Source organism: Arthrobacter sp. fls2-241-R2A-172, assembly GCF_030208885.1.
Taxonomy (GTDB): domain Bacteria; phylum Actinomycetota; class Actinomycetes; order Actinomycetales; family Micrococcaceae; genus Arthrobacter.
The window spans coordinates 64,724-82,901 of record NZ_JARVTB010000008.1; the positions used below are offsets into that span (position 1 = coordinate 64,724).

The following is an 18,178-nucleotide window of genomic DNA, read 5'->3' on the forward strand; positions in this document are numbered from 1 at the left end:
GTGACTTGACGCCGTGGCATGGTGTCTCAGCTAAGATGAGTTTCGTTGTCGCGTGTGCTCAATGAGGAAGGACCTTCACCGGTGATAGTGGTTGCGGAGAGCGCCGATGTTTCAGACAAGGCTGTAATTGGTGATGGATCAAAGATTTGGCATCTGGCCCAAGTCCGCGAGCAGGCCGAACTTGGCGTCAATTGCATCGTAGGACGGGGTGCTTACATTGGCACCGGGGTCAAGATGGGGGACAACTGCAAAGTTCAAAACTATGCACTTGTCTATGAGCCCGCGGAACTGGAAGCCGGAGTTTTCATCGGCCCGGCCGTGGTGTTGACGAACGACACCTACCCCCGTGCCGTTGGCCCGGATGGGAGCCAGAAGAGTGCCCATGACTGGGAACCTGTGGGCGTCACGATTCGCGAAGGTGCGTCCATTGGCGCCCGCGCCGTGTGCGTCGCCCCGGTGACCATTGGACGATGGGCCACCGTGGCTGCCGGAGCAGTAGTCGCCAAAGACGTCCCGGACTTTGCGTTGATGGTCGGAGTTCCGGCCAAGCGCCATGGTTGGGTTGGCAAGGCCGGATTCCCGCTGAAGCGCAGCGGAGAGAACTGGGTGTGCCCCGAAACCGGCGCAACGTATGTTGAACAGAACGAGATTCTTCGAGAGGTAGAGGCATGAGCCCCGAATTCATTCCCCCCGCAAAGCCCATCATTGGCGAAGACGAGCGGAAGGCCGTAGACGCCGTGCTGGCTTCCGGCCAGCTCGCCCAGGGGTCGGAGGTGGCAACCTTCGAGCAGGAATTCTCGCAGGTCCTCCTCGACGGCAGGGCAGCGGTGGCGGTTAACTCCGGCACCTCCGGTTTGCACCTTGGCCTCCTGGCTGCCGGTATCGGTGCCGGGGACGAAGTCATCGTTCCATCCTTCACTTTTGCTGCCACCGCGAACTCCGTTGCATTGACCGGCGCAACGCCGGTCTTCGCCGACGTCGACCCGGACTACTACACGCTGGACCCCGCTTCCGTCGAGTCGAAGATCACGGATCGTACGGCTGCCATCATGCCTGTCCACCTCTACGGACACCCTTTCGATGTTGACGGCATTGGCGCACTCGCGGCAAAGCACGGCGTCAAGGTCTTCGAGGACGCTGCACAGGCCCACGGCGCGGCCGTCAACGGACGCAAGGTCGGTACGTTCGGCGACTTCGCAATGTTCAGCCTTTACCCCACCAAGAACATGACGTCCGGCGAAGGCGGCATGGTGAGCACGGGCCTGGCCGACGTCGAGCGCCGGCTTCGGCTGCTGCGTAACCAGGGCATGGAACGGCAGTACGAGAACGAACTGGTCGGCTTCAACTGCCGGATGACCAATATCCACGCTGCAATTGGTCGCGTGCAGTTGACCAAGGTCGAAGCCTGGACGAAGACACGCCAGGAAAATGCAGCCTTCTTCGACGCCAACATTGAGGGCGTCGTCACTCCCAAGGTTGCGGACGGCTACGAGCACGTCTACCACCAGTACACCATCCGCATCGCAGAGGACCGCGACGGCTTCGCGAAGGCACTCCGCGAGGAGTACAACGTGGGCTGTGGCGTCTATTACCCCATCCCCAACCACCGGCTCGCTCCGTTCCAGACCTCCGATGACCTGCCGGTAACCGAGGAAGCGGCGGCAAGCGTGCTTTCGCTCCCGGTTCACCCGTCGTTGAGCCAGGACGACCTTGACCGGATCGTTGCCGCGGTCAACGCCGTTGCAAAGGCAGGCAGCTAGTGGCGAATCTCCGCGCAGGCCTCATCGGATTGGGAATGATGGGGCGCCACCACGCCCGCGTCATCCGTGAACTCGAAGGCGTGGACCTGGTGGCCGTAGCGGATTCCTTCGGGGACCCGCACAATGTTGCCGATGGCTTGACCGTCTGTGGCTCCGTGGATGAACTCATTGAGCAGGGCATTGACATGGCTGTCGCTGCTGTGCCAACGGTTCTTCACGAGGAAGTGGCACTGAAGCTCGCCGAGGCCGGTGTGCACTGCCTTGTCGAAAAGCCCATCGCGAACGATTCCGAGTCTGGCCGACGCATCGCCAAGGCGTTTGAGGCCAAGGGACTCATTGGCGCCGTGGGGCACATCGAGCGCTTCAACCCTTCGCTGCAGAGCTTGCGGGAGCGACTGGAGAACGGCGATTTGGGAGACGTGTACCAGATCAGTACCCGCCGACAGGGCCCGTTCCCTGCAAGGATCGCCGATGTCGGAGTGGTCAAGGATTTGGCCACGCATGACATCGACCTCACGGCATGGCTTGCGCAAAGCAACTTCGTCAACGTCATGGCGCACACCACGTCCAGGAGCGGACGGGAGCACGAGGACATGGTCACCGCCATTGGCCATCTGAAGAGTGGGGTTGTCACCAACCACATCGTGAACTGGCTGTCTCCCATGAAGGAGCGGACCACAGTTGTCCTGGGTGAGCGTGGTGCTTACATCGCCGATACCATTTCTGCTGACCTGACATTCATCGAGAACGGAACGTTCCAGACGGACTGGGACTCTGTCGCGGCGTTCCGTGGTGTCTCGGAGGGTTCATCCACGCGTTTCGCGTTGGCCAAGCGGGAGCCGTTGAAGATGGAGCACGAAGCTTTCCGGGACGCCGTCCTCGGAAAGTCGATGAACATTGTCACAATGGCCGAAGGCCTTGAGACGCTCCGGGTTGCTGAGGCTGTACTTGAATCGGCCGATTCAGGCTCCGTGATCGCGCTCTAGTACCAAGCTTCACGCAAGGATCGACGGGAGGCTGGCCCCAGTGCCAGGCCTCCCGTTTGCTTTTTCGACTCATGGGAAAGGCTTCCGTGGCAGGCCCCCGAATCGGGGAACAATCGGAACGTCGGGTAGCCTTGACCAGTAGACGTGGGCATTTCTGTGCCCGCACGCCAATACACAGGAGAGTTTGTGAACGCTGATCTCGTCGTCGTCGGCTCGGGTTTCTTTGGCCTGACCATTGCAGAACGCGCCGCTACCGAGTTGGGGCTGAAGGTCGCGGTTCTTGATCGCCGCCACCATATTGGAGGAAACGCCTACAGCGAAAACGAAGAGAAGACTGGAATCGAGGTTCACCGCTACGGCGCGCACCTCTTCCACACTTCGAACGAACGCGTCTGGGAGTACGTGAACCGCTTTACGAAGTTCACCAGCTACCAGCACAAGGTTTACACCAACCACAAGGGTGAGGTGTACCCGATGCCCATCAACCTGGGCACCATCAACCAGTTCTTCCGTTCCGCGCTGAGCCCCTCGGAGGCGAAGGCGCTGATCGCAGAGCAGGCCGGTGAACTCGCGGGCACGGATCCCCAGAACCTGAACGATAAGGGCATCCAGCTGATCGGCCGCCCCCTGTATGAAGCTTTCATCAAGCACTACACCGGCAAGCAGTGGCAGACGGATCCCAAGGACCTGCCGGCCGAGATCATCTCCCGGCTTCCCGTGCGCTACAACTACGACAACCGGTACTTCAACGACACGTATGAGGGCCTCCCGGTTGACGGCTACACCGCCTGGATCGAACGCATGGCGGACCACCCCAACATTGAAGTCATCCTGAACGCGGACTTCTTCGACGACGGCGAGTACGGCCGGTCTTCGGTCCTGGGCCAGGTTCCGGTTATCTACACCGGGCCTGTTGACCGCTACTTTGACTACGCAGAAGGCGACTTGTCGTGGCGCACCATCGACCTTGAAGAAGAAGTGCTCCCGATCGAGGACTTCCAGGGTTGCGCTGTCATGAACTACCCTGACGCCGATGCCGCCTTCACCCGCATCCATGAGTTCCGGCACTTCCACCCGGAGCGGGACTACACCAAGGATGCCACCGTCATCATGCGCGAATTCTCCCGCTTTGCGGAAAAGGGCGACGAGCCGTACTACCCGGTGAACACCTCCGACGACCGCCAGAAGCTCCTGGCCTACCGCGACCTGGCCCGGGGCGAGAAGTCGGTCCTGTTTGGTGGCCGGCTCGGAACCTACAAGTACCTCGACATGCATATGGCCATCGGCTCAGCACTGTCCATGTTCGATAACAAGATCAAGCCGCACTTCACGGGCGGCGCAAAGCTTGAAAGCGGAGGAGTGGACGCATGACCGCTACTACCAACGAAAGCCAGGAGACTGCCATGACGGCTGAAAATGCCTCGGAAGCCTCAACGCAGGAGAGCCTGCGTATCGTCCAGCGCGTTGTGTTCCCCGCGAACCGGGACTTGGATACGCTTCCGCTCTATGTCGACCCGGACACCAGCAAGGTGCAGAAGGACGACGGCGGCAGCAGCGCCGTCGTGCAGGCAGTTGGCATGACCCGCAAGCTGCACCCGGAAGATATCCTGGACCGTGGCTCGGTGCAGGTTCGCCGTGGCGAGCGTCTGTCTTTCGGCTCGTATTTCAACGCCTTCCCTGCCAGCTACTGGCGCAAATGGACGGTTGCAACCAAGACCGTCCTCCACCTCGACACCGAGGGCGAGGGAACCGTCATTGTCTACCGTTCCAATGCCCGTGGGGCGGCGCAGCGGGTGGACTCGATCCTTGTGGAAGGCGAGTCGAGCAACGATTTTGAGTTGCCGCTTGCTCCCTTCGGTGATGGTGGCTGGTACTGGTTTGACCTGATCGCCGGCGGTGACGGCATGACTTTGAAGAGTGCCCACTGGGCTGTTCCCGATGAGGGCCGCCCGCAGGGCAAGGTGACGCTTGGCGTCACCACGTTCAACCGCGCCGACTACTGCCTTGAGACCATCAAATCCATTGATGCCGATGCAGGTCTCCGAGAGATCCTTGCCGAGCTCATCATTGTGGACCAAGGCAACAAGAAGGTTGCCGACGAAGCAGGTTTTGATACTGTGGCCGAGTCCATGGGCGATCAATTGCGCGTCATCAACCAGGGCAACCTGGGCGGATCCGGTGGGTTCGCCCGCAACATGTACGAGATGCTCGTGTCGGACAAGAGCGATTACGTCATGCTGCTGGATGACGATATCGAGCTCGAAACAGAAGGCGTCATGCGCGCAGTTGCGTTCGCTGACCTCTGCCGGAAGCCCACCATCGTGGGCGGCCACATGTTTGACATGTACAACAAGTCGGTGCTCCACGCCTACTCAGAGGTAGTGAACTTCTACCGTTTCCTCTGGGGCCCGGTGGAGGGACTCGGAAACCACGACTTCTCCGCAGCCGGCCTCCGTTCAACCCCGCAGCTTCACAGGCGTTGGGACGCGGACTACAACGGGTGGTGGATGTGCCTGATCCCCAAGACCGTGGTGGAAACCATCGGTTTGTCCCTTCCAGTCTTCATCAAGTGGGATGACGCCGAGTATTCCCTGCGTGCCCGCGCGGCAGGCTTCCCGACCGTCACGCTTCCGGGTGCCGCAGTGTGGCACGTTTCCTGGGCTGACAAGGACGACTCCGTTGACTGGCAGGCCTACTACCACGAACGCAACAGGCTCATTGCCACATTGCTGCATTCGCCCTTCCCCAAGGGCGGACGTATCCTGCGCGAAAGCCTGAACGCTGACGTCAAGCACTTGGTGTCCATGCAGTACTACCCGGAGCAAGCCCGCATCATGGCGCTTCGCGACGTCCTGGCCGGTCCCGGCAATCTGCACCAGCAGTTGGCGACCACTATGCCGAAGCTCCGCGCCATGCGCGACGAGTTCCAGGATTCACAAATCAAGACGGATCCTTCGGCCTTCCCGGAGGTGTTCCGTAAGCGGCCCCCGAAGAAGCCCCAGTCCTACAAGCAGCCGGGTGCTCTTGGCCTGCTTCCCTGGGCAGTGAAAACGGTCCTCAAGCAGACATTGGCCCCGGTCCGCGATTCCGCCAAGGTTAATCCTGAAGCGCACGTGGCGCATCAGGACGGCAAGTGGTGGAGCCTGGCACATTTGGACAGCGCAGTGGTTTCCAATGCCGATGGAACCGGCGCCTCGTGGCACCTGCGTGACCCCCAACTGGCGCGTCAGATGTTGGTTGAGTCCGCCAAGCTTCACGCACAGTTGTTCTCAAACTGGGAGACTCTGAGGGCCCAGTACCGTGAGGCCCTGCCGGAGATTACGTCGGTGGAATCCTGGCGGGAAACCTTTGAAGCGTCGGAGACCAGCAAGTAGCGATGGCAACCTCCACAGATACTTATGCTGTTCCGGGGGTAGGCGCCGGACTTCTGGATGTCTACCGCCGCCGTTACCTCCTGAAGTTGATCGTCCGCAAGGAACTTAGGGTCCGCTACCGGGGGTCCGTGCTTGGCTTGGCGTGGTCCTACGTGAAGCCATTGGTCCAGTACGTCGTTTTGTTCTTCGCTTTGGGTATTGTCCTGCGTGTCGGGGACCAGATTCCCAACTATGCGCTCTACATGTTCTCGGGCGTTATTGTCATCAACTTCTTCACGGAGGCCTTCTCCAACGCCACGCGTTCGATTGTCTCGAACGCGGCATTGGTCAAGAAGATTTATCTTCCCCGCGAGCTCTTCCCGGTAGCTTCGGTGTGGGTGGCCGCAGTCCACTTCCTGCCACAACTGGTGGTGCTGCTTGCCGCTGCCCTGCTGGGCGGTTGGCACCCTGACGTCATGCAGCTTTTCGGGGCCCTCTTGGGCTTCGTTATCGTTGCAGTCACGGCCACTGGACTGGGGCTGCTGGCTGGGGCGATCAACGTGTTCTTCCGCGATGCCGAGAACATCGTTGACATGCTGATGATGGTCATTACCTGGACCTCGCCGGTGCTTTATGACTGGACCATGATCCGCCGTCTGGCGGCACCGTGGGTCCTCTTCGTGTATCAACTCAACCCCATTACGGTCGCCGTGGAACTGTTCCACTGGGCGTTCTGGTATCCCACCGTGGACCGTCCCGTGGAGCTACCACCCCACCTTTTGATCACGGGATTCGTTGGTTTGGGTATGGCGGCCTTGTTCCTGGTCGTCGGCCAGCTCGTGTTCCGTAGGCTCGAGGGCCACTTTGCGCAGGAGGTTTAGATGGGCGCCGCAGTAATCGTCAAAGGGTTGAAGAAAACCTTCAACCTACGGCACTCGCACTCGCTGAAAGAGACGCTGGTCTGGCTCGTTAAAGGCCGGAAGGGCGACCTGACCAGGAAGTTCGATGCCCTGCACGACGTCAGCTTCGAGATTCAGCCGGGGGAGACCGTCGCTCTTCTGGGCTTCAATGGCTCCGGTAAATCGACTCTGCTGAAATTGATATCCGGCGTGATCCTGCCGGACCAGGGGACCGTTCGCACCAAAGGGCGTGTGGCAGGCCTGATCGAAGTCGGCGCGGGCTTCCATCCAGACTTGTCGGGACGGGAAAATGTGTACCTCAACGCTGCCATCCTGGGAATGTCGGAGCAGGAGATCCAGGACAAGTTCGATGACATCGTAGCTTTCTCCGAGATTGAGCAGTTCATCGACACCGAAGTGAAGTTTTACTCCTCGGGTATGTTCCTTCGCCTTGCCTTCGCGGTGGCGGTCCATACCCAGCCGGATATCTTCCTGGTGGATGAGATCCTGGCCGTGGGCGACGAACCCTTCCAGCAGAAGTGTTTGGCCAAGATCAAGCAACTTTCCGATGAGGGGAGGACCTTGGTGGTGGTCAGCCATGACCTCGATATGATCTCGCGTATCTGTGACCGGGGTGTCGTTCTTTCCTCGGGAACGGTGCAGTTTGAGGGACCTGCTGACCAGGCTGTGGCCTGGCTCCGGGAACGCAACTAACCGACATCAATTGTAAGAGTCGTCTGTCAACGGATGGCTGGTAAAAGCATCTTAGAAAGGCGATCGTAGGGATGGGTATCGGCCCGCTACTGTTGTGTGTACTCCTGATCGTTGTTTTGTGGTGGGGGCCAGGCTGGCTCCTGGGCGAGGCACTGGGCGTGCGTCGTATTTTGCTGCCCGTCGTGGCCCCGTTGCTGGGAATGGGCGTGCTGACTGTCATCGGGGTCATGGGCAACGCTTTAGGCTTGAGCTGGCAGTTGCTGCCTGTCGTGTTGGTTCTAGTACTGCTGTCCGCGTTCCTTTTCGTAGCCCGACTGGCTCTCCAGCGGCGTTTCCCGGACAAGTTCGATAGTCCTCCCGCAAAGAGCATTTTTGGGAAGCACCACTTCAAGGGGACGTGGTTGGTCATTGCCGCCGGTCTCGTAGCAGGTGGCGCCGTCGCCGCGGTCTCTTGGACCGTTGGTACTGAGGGCCTCCTGGGAATTAACCAGGACTGGGATATTCCCTGGCACGCCAACATGATCCGGTTGATCTCGGTCAACCACGAGTGGGATCCCAGCATCGCAGGCAACTTTGCCTACTACGACACCAACATTGCCGAAGCCCCGATCCGGAGTTATCCGATCGCCTTCCACGCCGTGCTGTCGCTGTTCTGGCCGATGAGCGGTGTCAGTATCCCCGTGTTCCTGAACGTCTTTGTCATGGTGATGATGGGCGTCCAGTTGCCCCTGAGCACCATGGCGCTGACAATGGTGGTCACCCGCCGTCCCCTCGCAGTGGCAGCCGCGGGTGCCGTGTCGGGTTGGTTCACGGTGTACCCCTACGACTTGCTCTGGCGTGGTCCGCTGATTCCATTCTTTGCCGGGATGTTGCTGGTGGGCCCTTTTGTTTACCTTGCTGTCAAAGGTGCTGTGGACCGCCGGAAATTCTGGATTCCGGGAATCGCCTTCGGCGCAGTGGGCCTGATTGCTGTTCACCCTTCCCTGGCCTTTGTGGTCTTGCCGGTACTGGTTTTCTGGATGCTCTCGGCGCTGATACGCCGCAAGGGAAGAATCCTTGGGATTACCGTCTACTTGGCTGTCTCGGGTGTGCTGGCCGTCATCCTCGGACTGCCCATCATCGCCCAGATGTTGAAGGAATCCGAAAGGGTTTCCAAGCAGGTCTGGGCAGCCGACACGGACCGCAACGGTGCCATCCAGAACATCATTTTCCTGAATCATGGCTCCATGGCCATGCCCATCCTCACGGCCATGGTGGCCTTGGGCTGCCTTGCGTTGGTCTTCAGGATCCGTATGTGGTGGTACTTCGGCCCCGTTCTGGCATTTGCCTTCCTGTCGGTATACACCATGGGTTCGAACAACCCGCGCTTCATGTCCTTGACGGCGCCTTTCTATGATGATCAGTGGCGGATTTTCGGCATTCTCGTCATGCTCCTCATACCCCTTGCGGGCCTGGGTGTTGCCCAGGTGGCGGAGGCAGTGGCTTGGCTTATTGGAAGGCTTCGTGCGTCCCGTTCCACCAATCGGGAGGTGGGCTCGTCGCACCGCGGCAGCATGGTGCTGACAGCTGCCGTGGCGGCCGCTGTGCTCTTGGTCAGTGGCATTGCTGCGATCCCATACTTCAAACAGAACGCTGAGCGGATCAACATCAACACCAAGGTGGACGGTGCAACGCTCAGCAAATCCGAGGTGGACCTGCTCAGCAGCATGGACCGCTATGTTCCGCAGGATGCCACCGTGCTGAACGATTCCTGCGACGGTTCGGTGTGGATGTATGCGCTCGGGAACCGTATGCCCATGATCCGCCACTTTGAGATCCTTCCCACCAACCGGCAGTTGCTGGTCCTCCAGAAGTTGGGTGACCTCGCCTCCGACGACGCCGCCCGTGCCGCTGCTTCCGAGCTCGGCATCGAATGGGTGTACATCGCCGATGGACGGATCCGCGCGTGGGATGAGCCCAAGCCGGGCCTGACACAGCCGGATTCCATCCCGTACCTTAAGCTCGTGGTGCGAGAAGGCAACGCGGCTCTGTACCAGATCGACTGGAGCCAGCTCCCCGGTGGTAAACAAGCCTTCGACGCCGCGTCCAAGGACCGTCTTCAGCTCGACGGTGTCTCCGGCATCCTTGAGAACACCAAGCCTGATGGCATTGCCCCGCTAGGAAGGATCTGCTGATCATGAAGGCTTTCATCGGAAAGTTCATGGCCTCGAGCCTGTTCAAGTTCCTCGTGGTGGGCGGCCTGAGCTTCCTGGTCGACCTTGGCCTGCTTGCTCTGTGTTTCCAGGTCTTCGGCTGGCCCCTGTGGCTCGCAACAGGAGCCGGTTTCTGGGGCAGCTTCTTCTTCAACTACTTCCTGCAGCGCCATTTCGCCTTCAACGGTGGGGGTACTGCTTTGGGCGGCGTTCTCAGGTACTCGGTCCTTCTGGCATTCAACACCGTGGCCGTCATGGGCATAGTGGAGCTGTTCCAGTTCCTGGGTGCTGGTTATGTAGTGGGTAAAGTAGTTGCGACGATTGTCACCATGGGGTGGAACTACTTCATCTACAAGCACTGGATCTTCCCGCAGCAAAAGCAAGTGAAGAACGCCACTGAACCTGTAAATGGCGAGCCTGACTCCGGCTTGCCGGCCCAAAAACTCACACCTAACAGCAGCGAAGGATAATCGATGTATCGAGGCGTTCGAATAGCCGCGGTAGTACCGGCCTATAAAGAAGAAAACCACATCGCACGGGTCATCGAAACGATGCCCGACTTTGTCGATGACATTGTCATTGTTGATGACTGCAGTCCGGACGACACCTCTGGCGCTGCCCGCCGGGCCGACGACGGCCGGGTCACCTTGATCCGCCACGAGGTCAACCAAGGTGTGGGTGGCGCTGTCCTGACGGCCCACAAGGCTGCAATGGAACTGGGCTCAGACATCAACGTTGTCATGGCCGGCGATGCGCAGATGGATCCCGATTACCTTCCGCAGCTGCTGGACCCTGTGGTTGACGGCTACGGTTTCGCCAAGGCCAACAGATTCTTCTCCGGTGAATCGTTTGCCGGCATGCCCGGGTACCGTATCTTCGGCAACATTGTTTTGTCCTTCATGACAAAGCTGGCTTCAGGTTACTGGCACATCTTCGATCCCCAGAATGGCTACACCGCCATCCGGACGGAGGTGCTGCGCCGTCTGCCAATGAATAAGGTAGCGGCCCGGTACAGCTTTGAGAACGACCTTCTCATCCACTTGAACATCCTGGACGTTCCGATCGTGGACGTGCCCATCCCGGCCGTGTACGGCAATGAGGTGTCCAGCATCAAGCTCCGGAAGGTCATCCCGGAACTGCTGGCAATGCTCTTCGGCGGTTTTTGGCGCCGGGTGTGGTGGAAGTACATGGTGTGGTCCTTCTCCGCAGTGGCACTCCTGCTCATTGCCGGGATCGCATTGATCGTTATGGGCCTGGTTGCCGGGATCTGGGTTCTGGCAGCCAGTGTGGGTTCACCCACGGCGGGGTCGGTGATGCTTGCTGTGGTGCCGTTTGTGCTGGGTGTGCAGATGCTGTTGGTCTCGTTGCAACTGGATATTCAAGCCAGTCCCAACAGGCCGTCCATGCACCCCATGAAGGAACGCACCTAGACTGCCAACTCAGAGACAAAGGGAGAGCCCGGACGCATCATGCGTCCGGGCTCTCCCCATTATGAATCCCCTTCAGCTATGGGAGGGAGGTGAATCCTCCCCAGCCCCAACCCACCTGGCTGCGGGACAGCCAGCCGGAGGTTCCGTTGCCCGGGTAGAGGAAGAGGTTGCCACCCGAGTCCCTGGCGAGGAGATCGTTCTTGCCGTCTCCGTTGAAATCACCCGGGCCCAGGATGGCGGTCATTCCACTCCAACCACTTCCCACCTGGACCCTGCTGAGCCACCCGCCGGTACCATTGCCGGGGTACAGCCAGAGGATGCCCGATGTGTCGCGGGCAAGGACATCGGTCTTGCGGTCGCCATTGAAGTCACCGGTGCTGAGGATCGCATTCATGGCATTCCACCCGGCGCCCACCTGCACGCTGGAAGTGAATCCGCCGGTTCCGTTGCCGCGGTAGAGCCATAGGGCGCCGGCAGAGTCCCTGGCAAGGATGTCGGCCTTGCCGTCACCATCGAAGTCACCCGGGGCGAGGATGAGTGTCATGCCCTGCCAAGCCGTTCCTGCCTGGACCTTGGGCTGCAGTCCACCGTTTCCGTTGCCCGGATAGAGCCAGAGGACCCCGCTGGTGTCGCGTGCCAGGACATCGCTGCGGCCGTCTCCGTTGAAGTCTTTTGTGGGAATTATGGCATTCAACGAGTTCCAGCCGGTCCCCAAGGACCGCTGGGTGAGCCATCCACCGGTTCCATTGCCCGGGTAGAGCCACAACGTGCCGCTATTGTCCCGTGCCACCACGTCGTTCTTGGCGTCACCGGTGTAGTCCTTCCAAGTGCTGGCCGGAGGGGAAGCCACGGTGTAGTTCTGCGTCACGACGGCGGAACTGTTGTTGGAGGTGTCCACCGCGAAGTACTTCAGGGTCATGGCTGCTGTCAGGGTGATCGCTGCCGTGTACTTGTTGCCGGCTGTAGCCGTTGGATTTGCACCGTTGGTCGTGAAGTAGATGCTGGATCCCGGCTCATTGGACGCCAGGGTGATCTGTTGATTCGCTGGGTAGCTGCCACCTGGTGGAGTCGCTGTCACAATCGGCGGGGTGGTGTCCAGCACCGTGTAGTCACGGGACACCACTGCCGAGGCATTGCCGACGGCATCCACAGCCACAGCCTTGACCGTGGTGTTTGCTGTCAGGGCGAAAGCGGCGGTGTAGGCCTTGGTAGAACCTGTAGCGGACGTCGCCGGCGTGGTGCCGTCGGTGGTGTAGAAGATGCTACCTGCCTCATTCGACGACATGGTGACCTGCTGCCCGGAGGCGTAACCCCCGGCTGCGGGGGACACCGTGAGGGTAGGGGCCACGTTGTCCACGACATAGGTTTGGCTCGTCACGGGGGAGGTATTACCGGCCGTGTCCCGGGCAAAATATTTCAGTGTCATGGACGTCAAAGGGATTGGCCCGCTGTAGACAGGGCTGCTGGTTGTGGGCGTTGAACCGTCGGTTGTGATGAAGATAGTGGCGGCTTCATTCACAGAAAGAGCAACGGACTTGTTGGGCCCGTATGTTCCTCCCACGGGATCCACGGTGACTACCGGCGCAGTCGTGTCGGCAGCAAAAACTGTCACATTCCGCGAGGCCGTCGCCGTGTTTCCTGCGTTGTCCCTGGCCTCCACGGTGAATGTTGCGGGACCGCTTGGGACGTTTGAGTACACCTTGGGAGATGTGCAGTCCGTAAAGGCATTGGAGCCAAGCTTGCACCTGAAACCGGCTGCGTCCGGTGACGACGAGGAGAAGGTGAAGGATGGTGAGATGCCTACGGTCGCGCCCTCCGCCGGATCACTGATGGCAACCTGCGGGGCAGTCAGATCAGCAGTGACCGTCACCGTGCTTACGGGGCTGATGTTTCCTGCTCTGTCCGTGGCTCTGACTCCGAGCACGTGTTGTCCCGCTGTCGCGAGCTTGAACACGTAGCCGGTGGCGCATGCCGTGAACGTTGTGGTGGAGTCGACTGAGCACGACAGGGTCGAATCCGAGTCGGAGGTTGCACCAAGGACCGGTGAACCGTTGACCGTCGATCCCGCCGCAGGAGAAGTGATGATGGGGGCTGCGGGAGCTGTCAGGTCGATGGTGAACGCCCGGGACACCGGAAGTCCCGAAGGCGCGGCCCGGACGGAGAACGTATAGGCGCCGTTCGGCAGGGCAGCAGCCGGGGTAAAGGTGCCCCCGGTGCATACTTGCCATACCGGCGTCGCGGTACTCAACTGGAGGCTGCATTCAAGTGCTCCGCCGGAAGGCGTGGATGCCACCACGAAAGTCGGCGTGGAGTCGTTGGTGAAAGCCGGATTGGGGGCTTGCGTGCCATCGGCAGCCGTTGGGCCACTGGTGATTGATGGAACGACGCCGCCCAAGGACAGGAGCCTGCCGCGCTCGCTTGGCTTCGCGGGGTCAAGCTGACCTGGGTCTTCCATGACCAGCAACTTCCCGTCCCGAATGCCGAGGCCTCCGATCATACTGAAGCCCAAAGCCCACTTGTTGTCGACGGAATCCGTGCTCAAGTCGATGCGTGAGATGGTGTCCTTTCCGGCGTCGGCACTGGAGGTTCCGCCTGCGGTGCCTGTGTAGAGAACCAAGGGCGACTGCCAGTCGTAATAGATTGCTGTCGGCTTTCCGACGTTATAGAGCGGCGAAGGAACGAAATTCGTCAACTCACCGTCGTCCGGGGCCGTGAAGACGGTCAGTCCCGAGGTCTCCGCAACATACACCACCACGTTTCCAGCACTGTTTCGGTGCGTTGCTGCCAAGCCAAGAGAGCGGGAGTTGACGGAGGCGATGGACTCTATGCTCGGGTGGAGGGCGGTCGGGTCAACAATCTTCACGATTGACCGGGCGTTCCCGAATGAGAGATAGATGTTGCCGTCGGGGCCATCGCTGACGGCGTTCGGCCGCAAGTCCCCATCGAAGATGGTCAGCTCGCTATCGTATTCGAACGTACTGCTTCCGGAATTCCAGCGGGCGCGAACGACATCGGAACTTCCGACGGCGGCGTCAGGAATGAAGGCGATCTCGTCCCCGGAGCCCACGGCGGCAGGTGTCGGATCGATCATGGCCGGGGTACCGGCTAACGCCGGGCCGTTGTCGTGCCCCGGAAGGGTTCCGCCGAGGCACGTGGACACTTCCAGGCCTCCAGGCGTCGAGCCTGACGCCTCTGTTACACGGCAGAAACCGGCCCGGGCATCTGATACCCATAGTCTGCCTTGTGGGTCCACTACCGTTCCCGCTGCCTTGGTCAAGCCGGTAGTCAAGGTTTGGCGGGCTTGATCTGCAGCTGCGGGCCCGGCGCTCAGCACACCTGTAAGGGCTGCTGAGGCCAAGCTTGCAGTGGCCAGGAGTGCGGTCAACGTATGACGGCGATGCTCCGGACCGCCCGCACTGCGGGAAGAAGAAAGCGTTGTTGGATGAGAGGTTCTTGAGCGACCGGCGAAGGCAAGACATGCCAAACCAAGCTGAAGAACACTGCGATTGCGCGTGTCCACCGAGGGATCCCCACTTCATTCGGATGCTCCCCAGCTCCGCATGCATTGGTTATTCGCCCCACGCCGTCTCCGGCTGCGTCTATGTATATCTTCCACCAATCCCACGATTTGTCACTACTATTGCGCGGATTGTTCCTTCCCCAGTCACCCGGCACGGGTTCCCAGACCGATTCCGGGAAGGATTGTCATGGGGGCGCGGGACGTCTTGACCGCGTAACTGGAGCAATTCACGATGGGGGTGGAGGTAACAATGCGCAGACTATTTCCCACTGCCCTGCCGGTGCTGATGCTCCTGGTCGCCTGCACGGCCCCTTCGCCTCAACCAACATCCGCTACGCCACAACTGGGCCCGGATGCGTCGCCAGGCAGCAATCCATCCGCGTCAGCAACCTTGGTTCCAGGCGGGCCGGCACCTTCTGGGACGCTCAACGGCGTAGCCGAGGGAGACGGTGCCCCGGGAGAGGATGAACCCGGACGGTTTTCATTCCTATGCTCAAGCCTTGATGCGTCCCCGGTAGTTCAGTTGTCGAGCCTGGCTGAGGTTTGGGCGGCCAGCAACTATACGCGGATCGCCTCCTGCGAGGTGACGTATGCGGGATCCGGGCCGTTCGAACCGACGGCCCGGGAAGCTGAAGCAATTTCCACAGCGGCGATGCCGGGCGGGAGCTCGGGCAATGGTCTCGATACCCTGTTGGACGTCCTCCGCTTGTGCACCCGGATCAGCGACGAGGCCGGACCTGGCGGCTTCGACGAGGCAAGCCGAGGGACCCTACTTGCTTCTTCGGCATACTGCCCTAAGGGGCCGCAAGGGAAAATCATTGCCGCTTGGGCGCGGGGTGAGAGGTTTGGAGATGGCTCCCACGCAGTGGCCGATGGCGTGGCAGCGGGCACTTTCCAGTTGCTCAAGCCAGGCGCCTATGCCGAGGACTGTGCGTGGACAGTCACCGGATCGGACGGTTCGGTTGTGGCCCGTGGCGGGCTGGCTGAAGCGGCCAAACAGGTGGTTCTTGAGGACGGGCAGAACTTTACTAGTGACAAATGCGGAATTTGGGGGAAGATGTACTAAGACGCAGCCGGAAACGGCTTGGGGCGAATAACCAATGCATGCGGAGCTGGGGAGCATCCGAATGAAGTGGGGATCCCTCGGTGGACATGCGCAGGCGCAGTGTTCTTCAGCTCGGTGTGGCGACTTTCGCCTTGGCCGGTTGCTCAGGAATCAAAGTAAATACGTCCCAACCTTCCGCTCTTGATGTGGCCCGTGTTGCCGAAAAGGACAACAAAGTTGCCACTGAGCGGCCAGAGCCCAAGATTCGATATCAATTTACTTGCACAGCTGCCGACGGCAGCCCCATCGGCAAGTTCTCGAGTCTTGAGGAGGTGTGGGCGTCGACAAGGTACATGCAAATCACGGACTGCCAGGTTACGTATGTCGGCAGTGGACCCTTTGTGCTGACCTCCGAGGAGACGGCTGCGGTCAACGCTGCCGTAGCCGCCGGTGCTCCCGCAGGGCAGGCCACGGACCTCTGCCTCCGCATCGTCAGGGCCTGCACCCGCACAGACCTGCGAGGTCTCCCGGAGGCGCTTGCGGCTTATGGCGTTCCGGTGGTGAAGGGAGCCTTGACTCTCGCGCCACTGGCTCCGCAAGCAGCCCTGCTTACCCGTTGGCTCAAGACCGCGGTAGCACGCTAACCAGTAAGTCGCAGGTGTTATTTCTCATGGTGCTGTGATCTTTATTGACAGCAATTCGAAGCGACGGATTCGTCGCATACAACCGTACTGATTTGTGTGGCCACATGGTCTAATGAAGGTGGTCTCACGTATTGGCTGTTCATCGTTATCGGGAAACGGACTTTGTTTGGGGGCAAACGAAGATCACCCGTTGCGCACAATCAAGGGAGTGATCTTTATGGCGTTTCGAATTGGAACGGCAAGCGCTGATATAACGCCGTCTCTGAGTACCAACCCGTATATGGCGGGGTATGGTTCCACTGATGGTGGTCGCGAGGCCACGAGCAGTTCGCCATTTGAGCCCCTGTACGCCCGCGCCATCCTGATTTGGGAGGACGCGAGTCCTCACATCATCATCAGCTTGGATGTCCTGGCCTTGCCGCGTGCCATGCATCAGCGGATCAGGGACAGGATCCTCGGACTTGCTGACTGGGCGGACAGTGACATTCTGATTCAGGCCACACATACACACAATGGTCCGGTGCTGATAGACACCCTCCATCCGTACATGGCGTATGGCTTGGTGGATCTTGGCCTGGTGCGCTCCTACAGTGCGGACCTTGAGGACACTATTGTCAACCTCGCCCAGGAGGCCCTGAACGCGAATGAAACATCCGTGACCTTTGACTACAAAGTTTCGACTCAGAACTTTTCTGCGAACAGGGTGGGCCTTCCCTATACCGAAACAGCAGTCCCCATTCTTGTTGCCCGGCGTGGGAATGGTACGCCAGCGGCTGTTATCTTCAGCTATGGCTGCCACCCGATTAGCGCAGGCCTGCGTACGCTCTTCGATGGGGATTTTGCTGCAGGTGCCTGCAACTACATCGAGAATCGCAACCCGGATTGCTTTGCGATGTTTGTCCAGGGACCCGCCGGAGACCAGGACCCTGGTGGCGTGCGAAGCTGGGAACTCAGGGACCAGCACGGGGATGCCCTCGGAGCTACCGTGAATTCAAGTATGCAGTCCGCGGGCCGCGCCCTCAGCGGGCCACTGCTCACCAGGTACCAGGAAGTCCAATTGCCGTTGGATATTACTCCGACGCCCGCCAACCTGGCCGCAGTGCGTGCTGCCTATGTGGCCCGGCTCGGAAACCCCAACGGCCAACCGCAGTGGTATCAGCGCCATGCACAGGTCATGATCGGACGCATCGACAGCAACAGTTTTGAAACAGCCGTTCCGTCGCCCTTTCAGGTGTGGAAGTTCAATGGAAGCCCTCAGTTGAAGATCGCAATGATCGGGGGAGAACTGGTCAGTGGATACGCCGCCTATTTCCGGAGCCGCAATGGAGGTACGAACGGGATCATTGTTGGGGGATATGCCAATGAGTCGTGCTGCTACATTCCCAGCAACGAGTTTTTCCCGCCCTCCATGCCCCTGGGAAGTTATGAAGGAGGGTGGGAACCGGACTTTCCGGGCATTGCAGGGGGTTCGATGACCGTCTACGGACATTTGGCACATTTCAAGGCCGGTACCAACGGAGTGGAGACAACCTTGATAAATGCCATGAATACACTGCTCGCGTAATCACGCCAACATCCTGGAGTTTCCCACCAGCTCCGTCTCCGGCACCGTTCCTGTAACAGTGCCGGAGAGGG

General features: G+C 60.0%; 14 protein-coding genes. 13 read left to right on the top strand and 1 reads right to left on the bottom strand.

Annotated elements, in window-relative coordinates; genetic code table 11:
- The first annotated feature begins 54 nt into the window (after window positions 1–54).
- The 10 genes from QRM57_RS13085 (at window position 55) to QRM57_RS13130 (ending at window position 11,334) form a co-directional block, all read left to right on the top strand.
- A complete protein-coding gene (locus tag QRM57_RS13085; protein WP_211714185.1) occupies window positions 55–672 on the top strand; it encodes an acyltransferase in 618 nt (205 codons plus the stop codon).
- Window positions 669–1,760, top strand: coding sequence for a DegT/DnrJ/EryC1/StrS family aminotransferase (locus QRM57_RS13090; protein WP_235520596.1), 1,092 nt, complete (start codon window positions 669–671; stop codon window positions 1,758–1,760). The genes QRM57_RS13085 and QRM57_RS13090 overlap by 4 nt, the downstream gene beginning before the upstream one ends.
- Window positions 1,760–2,746 carry a Gfo/Idh/MocA family protein gene (locus QRM57_RS13095; RefSeq protein WP_284986932.1) on the top strand — a complete coding sequence of 329 codons (987 nt, stop codon included), beginning with the start codon at window positions 1,760–1,762 and terminating at the stop codon, window positions 2,744–2,746. The genes QRM57_RS13090 and QRM57_RS13095 overlap by 1 nt, the downstream gene beginning before the upstream one ends.
- A 186-nt stretch (window positions 2,747–2,932) precedes the next feature.
- Complete coding sequence (gene glf / locus QRM57_RS13100; protein WP_284986933.1) at window positions 2,933–4,117, top strand: UDP-galactopyranose mutase; 1,185 nt, start codon at window positions 2,933–2,935, stop codon at window positions 4,115–4,117.
- The gene (locus QRM57_RS13105; RefSeq protein ID WP_284986934.1) at window positions 4,114–6,120 is read left to right on the top strand and encodes a glycosyltransferase; all 2,007 of its coding nucleotides are present in this window, start codon (window positions 4,114–4,116) and stop codon (window positions 6,118–6,120) included. The genes glf and QRM57_RS13105 overlap by 4 nt, the downstream gene beginning before the upstream one ends.
- A 2-nt stretch (window positions 6,121–6,122) precedes the next feature.
- Window positions 6,123–6,980: an ABC transporter permease gene (locus tag QRM57_RS13110; protein ID WP_284986935.1), complete on the top strand. Its 858-nt coding sequence runs from the start codon at window positions 6,123–6,125 to the stop codon at window positions 6,978–6,980.
- Entirely contained in the window at window positions 6,981–7,712 is a 732-nt protein-coding gene (locus QRM57_RS13115; protein WP_284986936.1) for an ABC transporter ATP-binding protein, read from the top strand.
- 71 nt (window positions 7,713–7,783) lie between these two features.
- A complete protein-coding gene (locus tag QRM57_RS13120) occupies window positions 7,784–9,886 on the top strand; it encodes a DUF6541 family protein (protein WP_284986937.1) in 2,103 nt (700 codons plus the stop codon).
- A 2-nt stretch (window positions 9,887–9,888) separates the two neighbouring features.
- Complete coding sequence (locus tag QRM57_RS13125) at window positions 9,889–10,374, top strand: GtrA family protein (protein ID WP_167263114.1); 486 nt, start codon at window positions 9,889–9,891, stop codon at window positions 10,372–10,374.
- Between the two features lie 3 nt (window positions 10,375–10,377).
- Window positions 10,378–11,334 carry a glycosyltransferase family 2 protein gene (locus tag QRM57_RS13130; RefSeq protein WP_284986938.1) on the top strand — a complete coding sequence of 319 codons (957 nt, stop codon included), beginning with the start codon at window positions 10,378–10,380 and terminating at the stop codon, window positions 11,332–11,334.
- A 76-nt stretch (window positions 11,335–11,410) separates the two neighbouring features.
- Here QRM57_RS13130 and QRM57_RS13135 read toward each other — a convergent pair whose 3' ends face one another.
- Complete coding sequence (locus QRM57_RS13135) at window positions 11,411–14,611, bottom strand: chitobiase/beta-hexosaminidase C-terminal domain-containing protein (RefSeq protein ID WP_284986939.1); 3,201 nt, start codon at window positions 14,609–14,611, stop codon at window positions 11,411–11,413.
- Between the two features lie 493 nt (window positions 14,612–15,104).
- Here QRM57_RS13135 and QRM57_RS13140 point away from each other — a divergent pair, with 493 nt between their 5' ends.
- From QRM57_RS13140 to QRM57_RS13150, 3 genes are all read left to right on the top strand, one after another.
- Window positions 15,105–15,920, top strand: a complete 816-nt coding sequence (locus QRM57_RS13140) for a hypothetical protein (RefSeq protein ID WP_284986940.1) — start codon at window positions 15,105–15,107, stop codon at window positions 15,918–15,920.
- A gap of 332 nt (window positions 15,921–16,252) precedes the next feature.
- On the top strand, window positions 16,253–16,543 hold the full coding sequence (locus QRM57_RS13145; RefSeq protein ID WP_284986941.1) for a hypothetical protein: 291 nt from the start codon (window positions 16,253–16,255) through the stop codon (window positions 16,541–16,543).
- Window positions 16,544–16,655: 112 nt separating this feature from the next.
- Entirely contained in the window at window positions 16,656–18,107 is a 1,452-nt protein-coding gene (locus tag QRM57_RS13150) for a hypothetical protein (protein ID WP_284986942.1), read from the top strand.
- The last annotated feature ends 71 nt before the right edge of the window (window positions 18,108–18,178 follow it).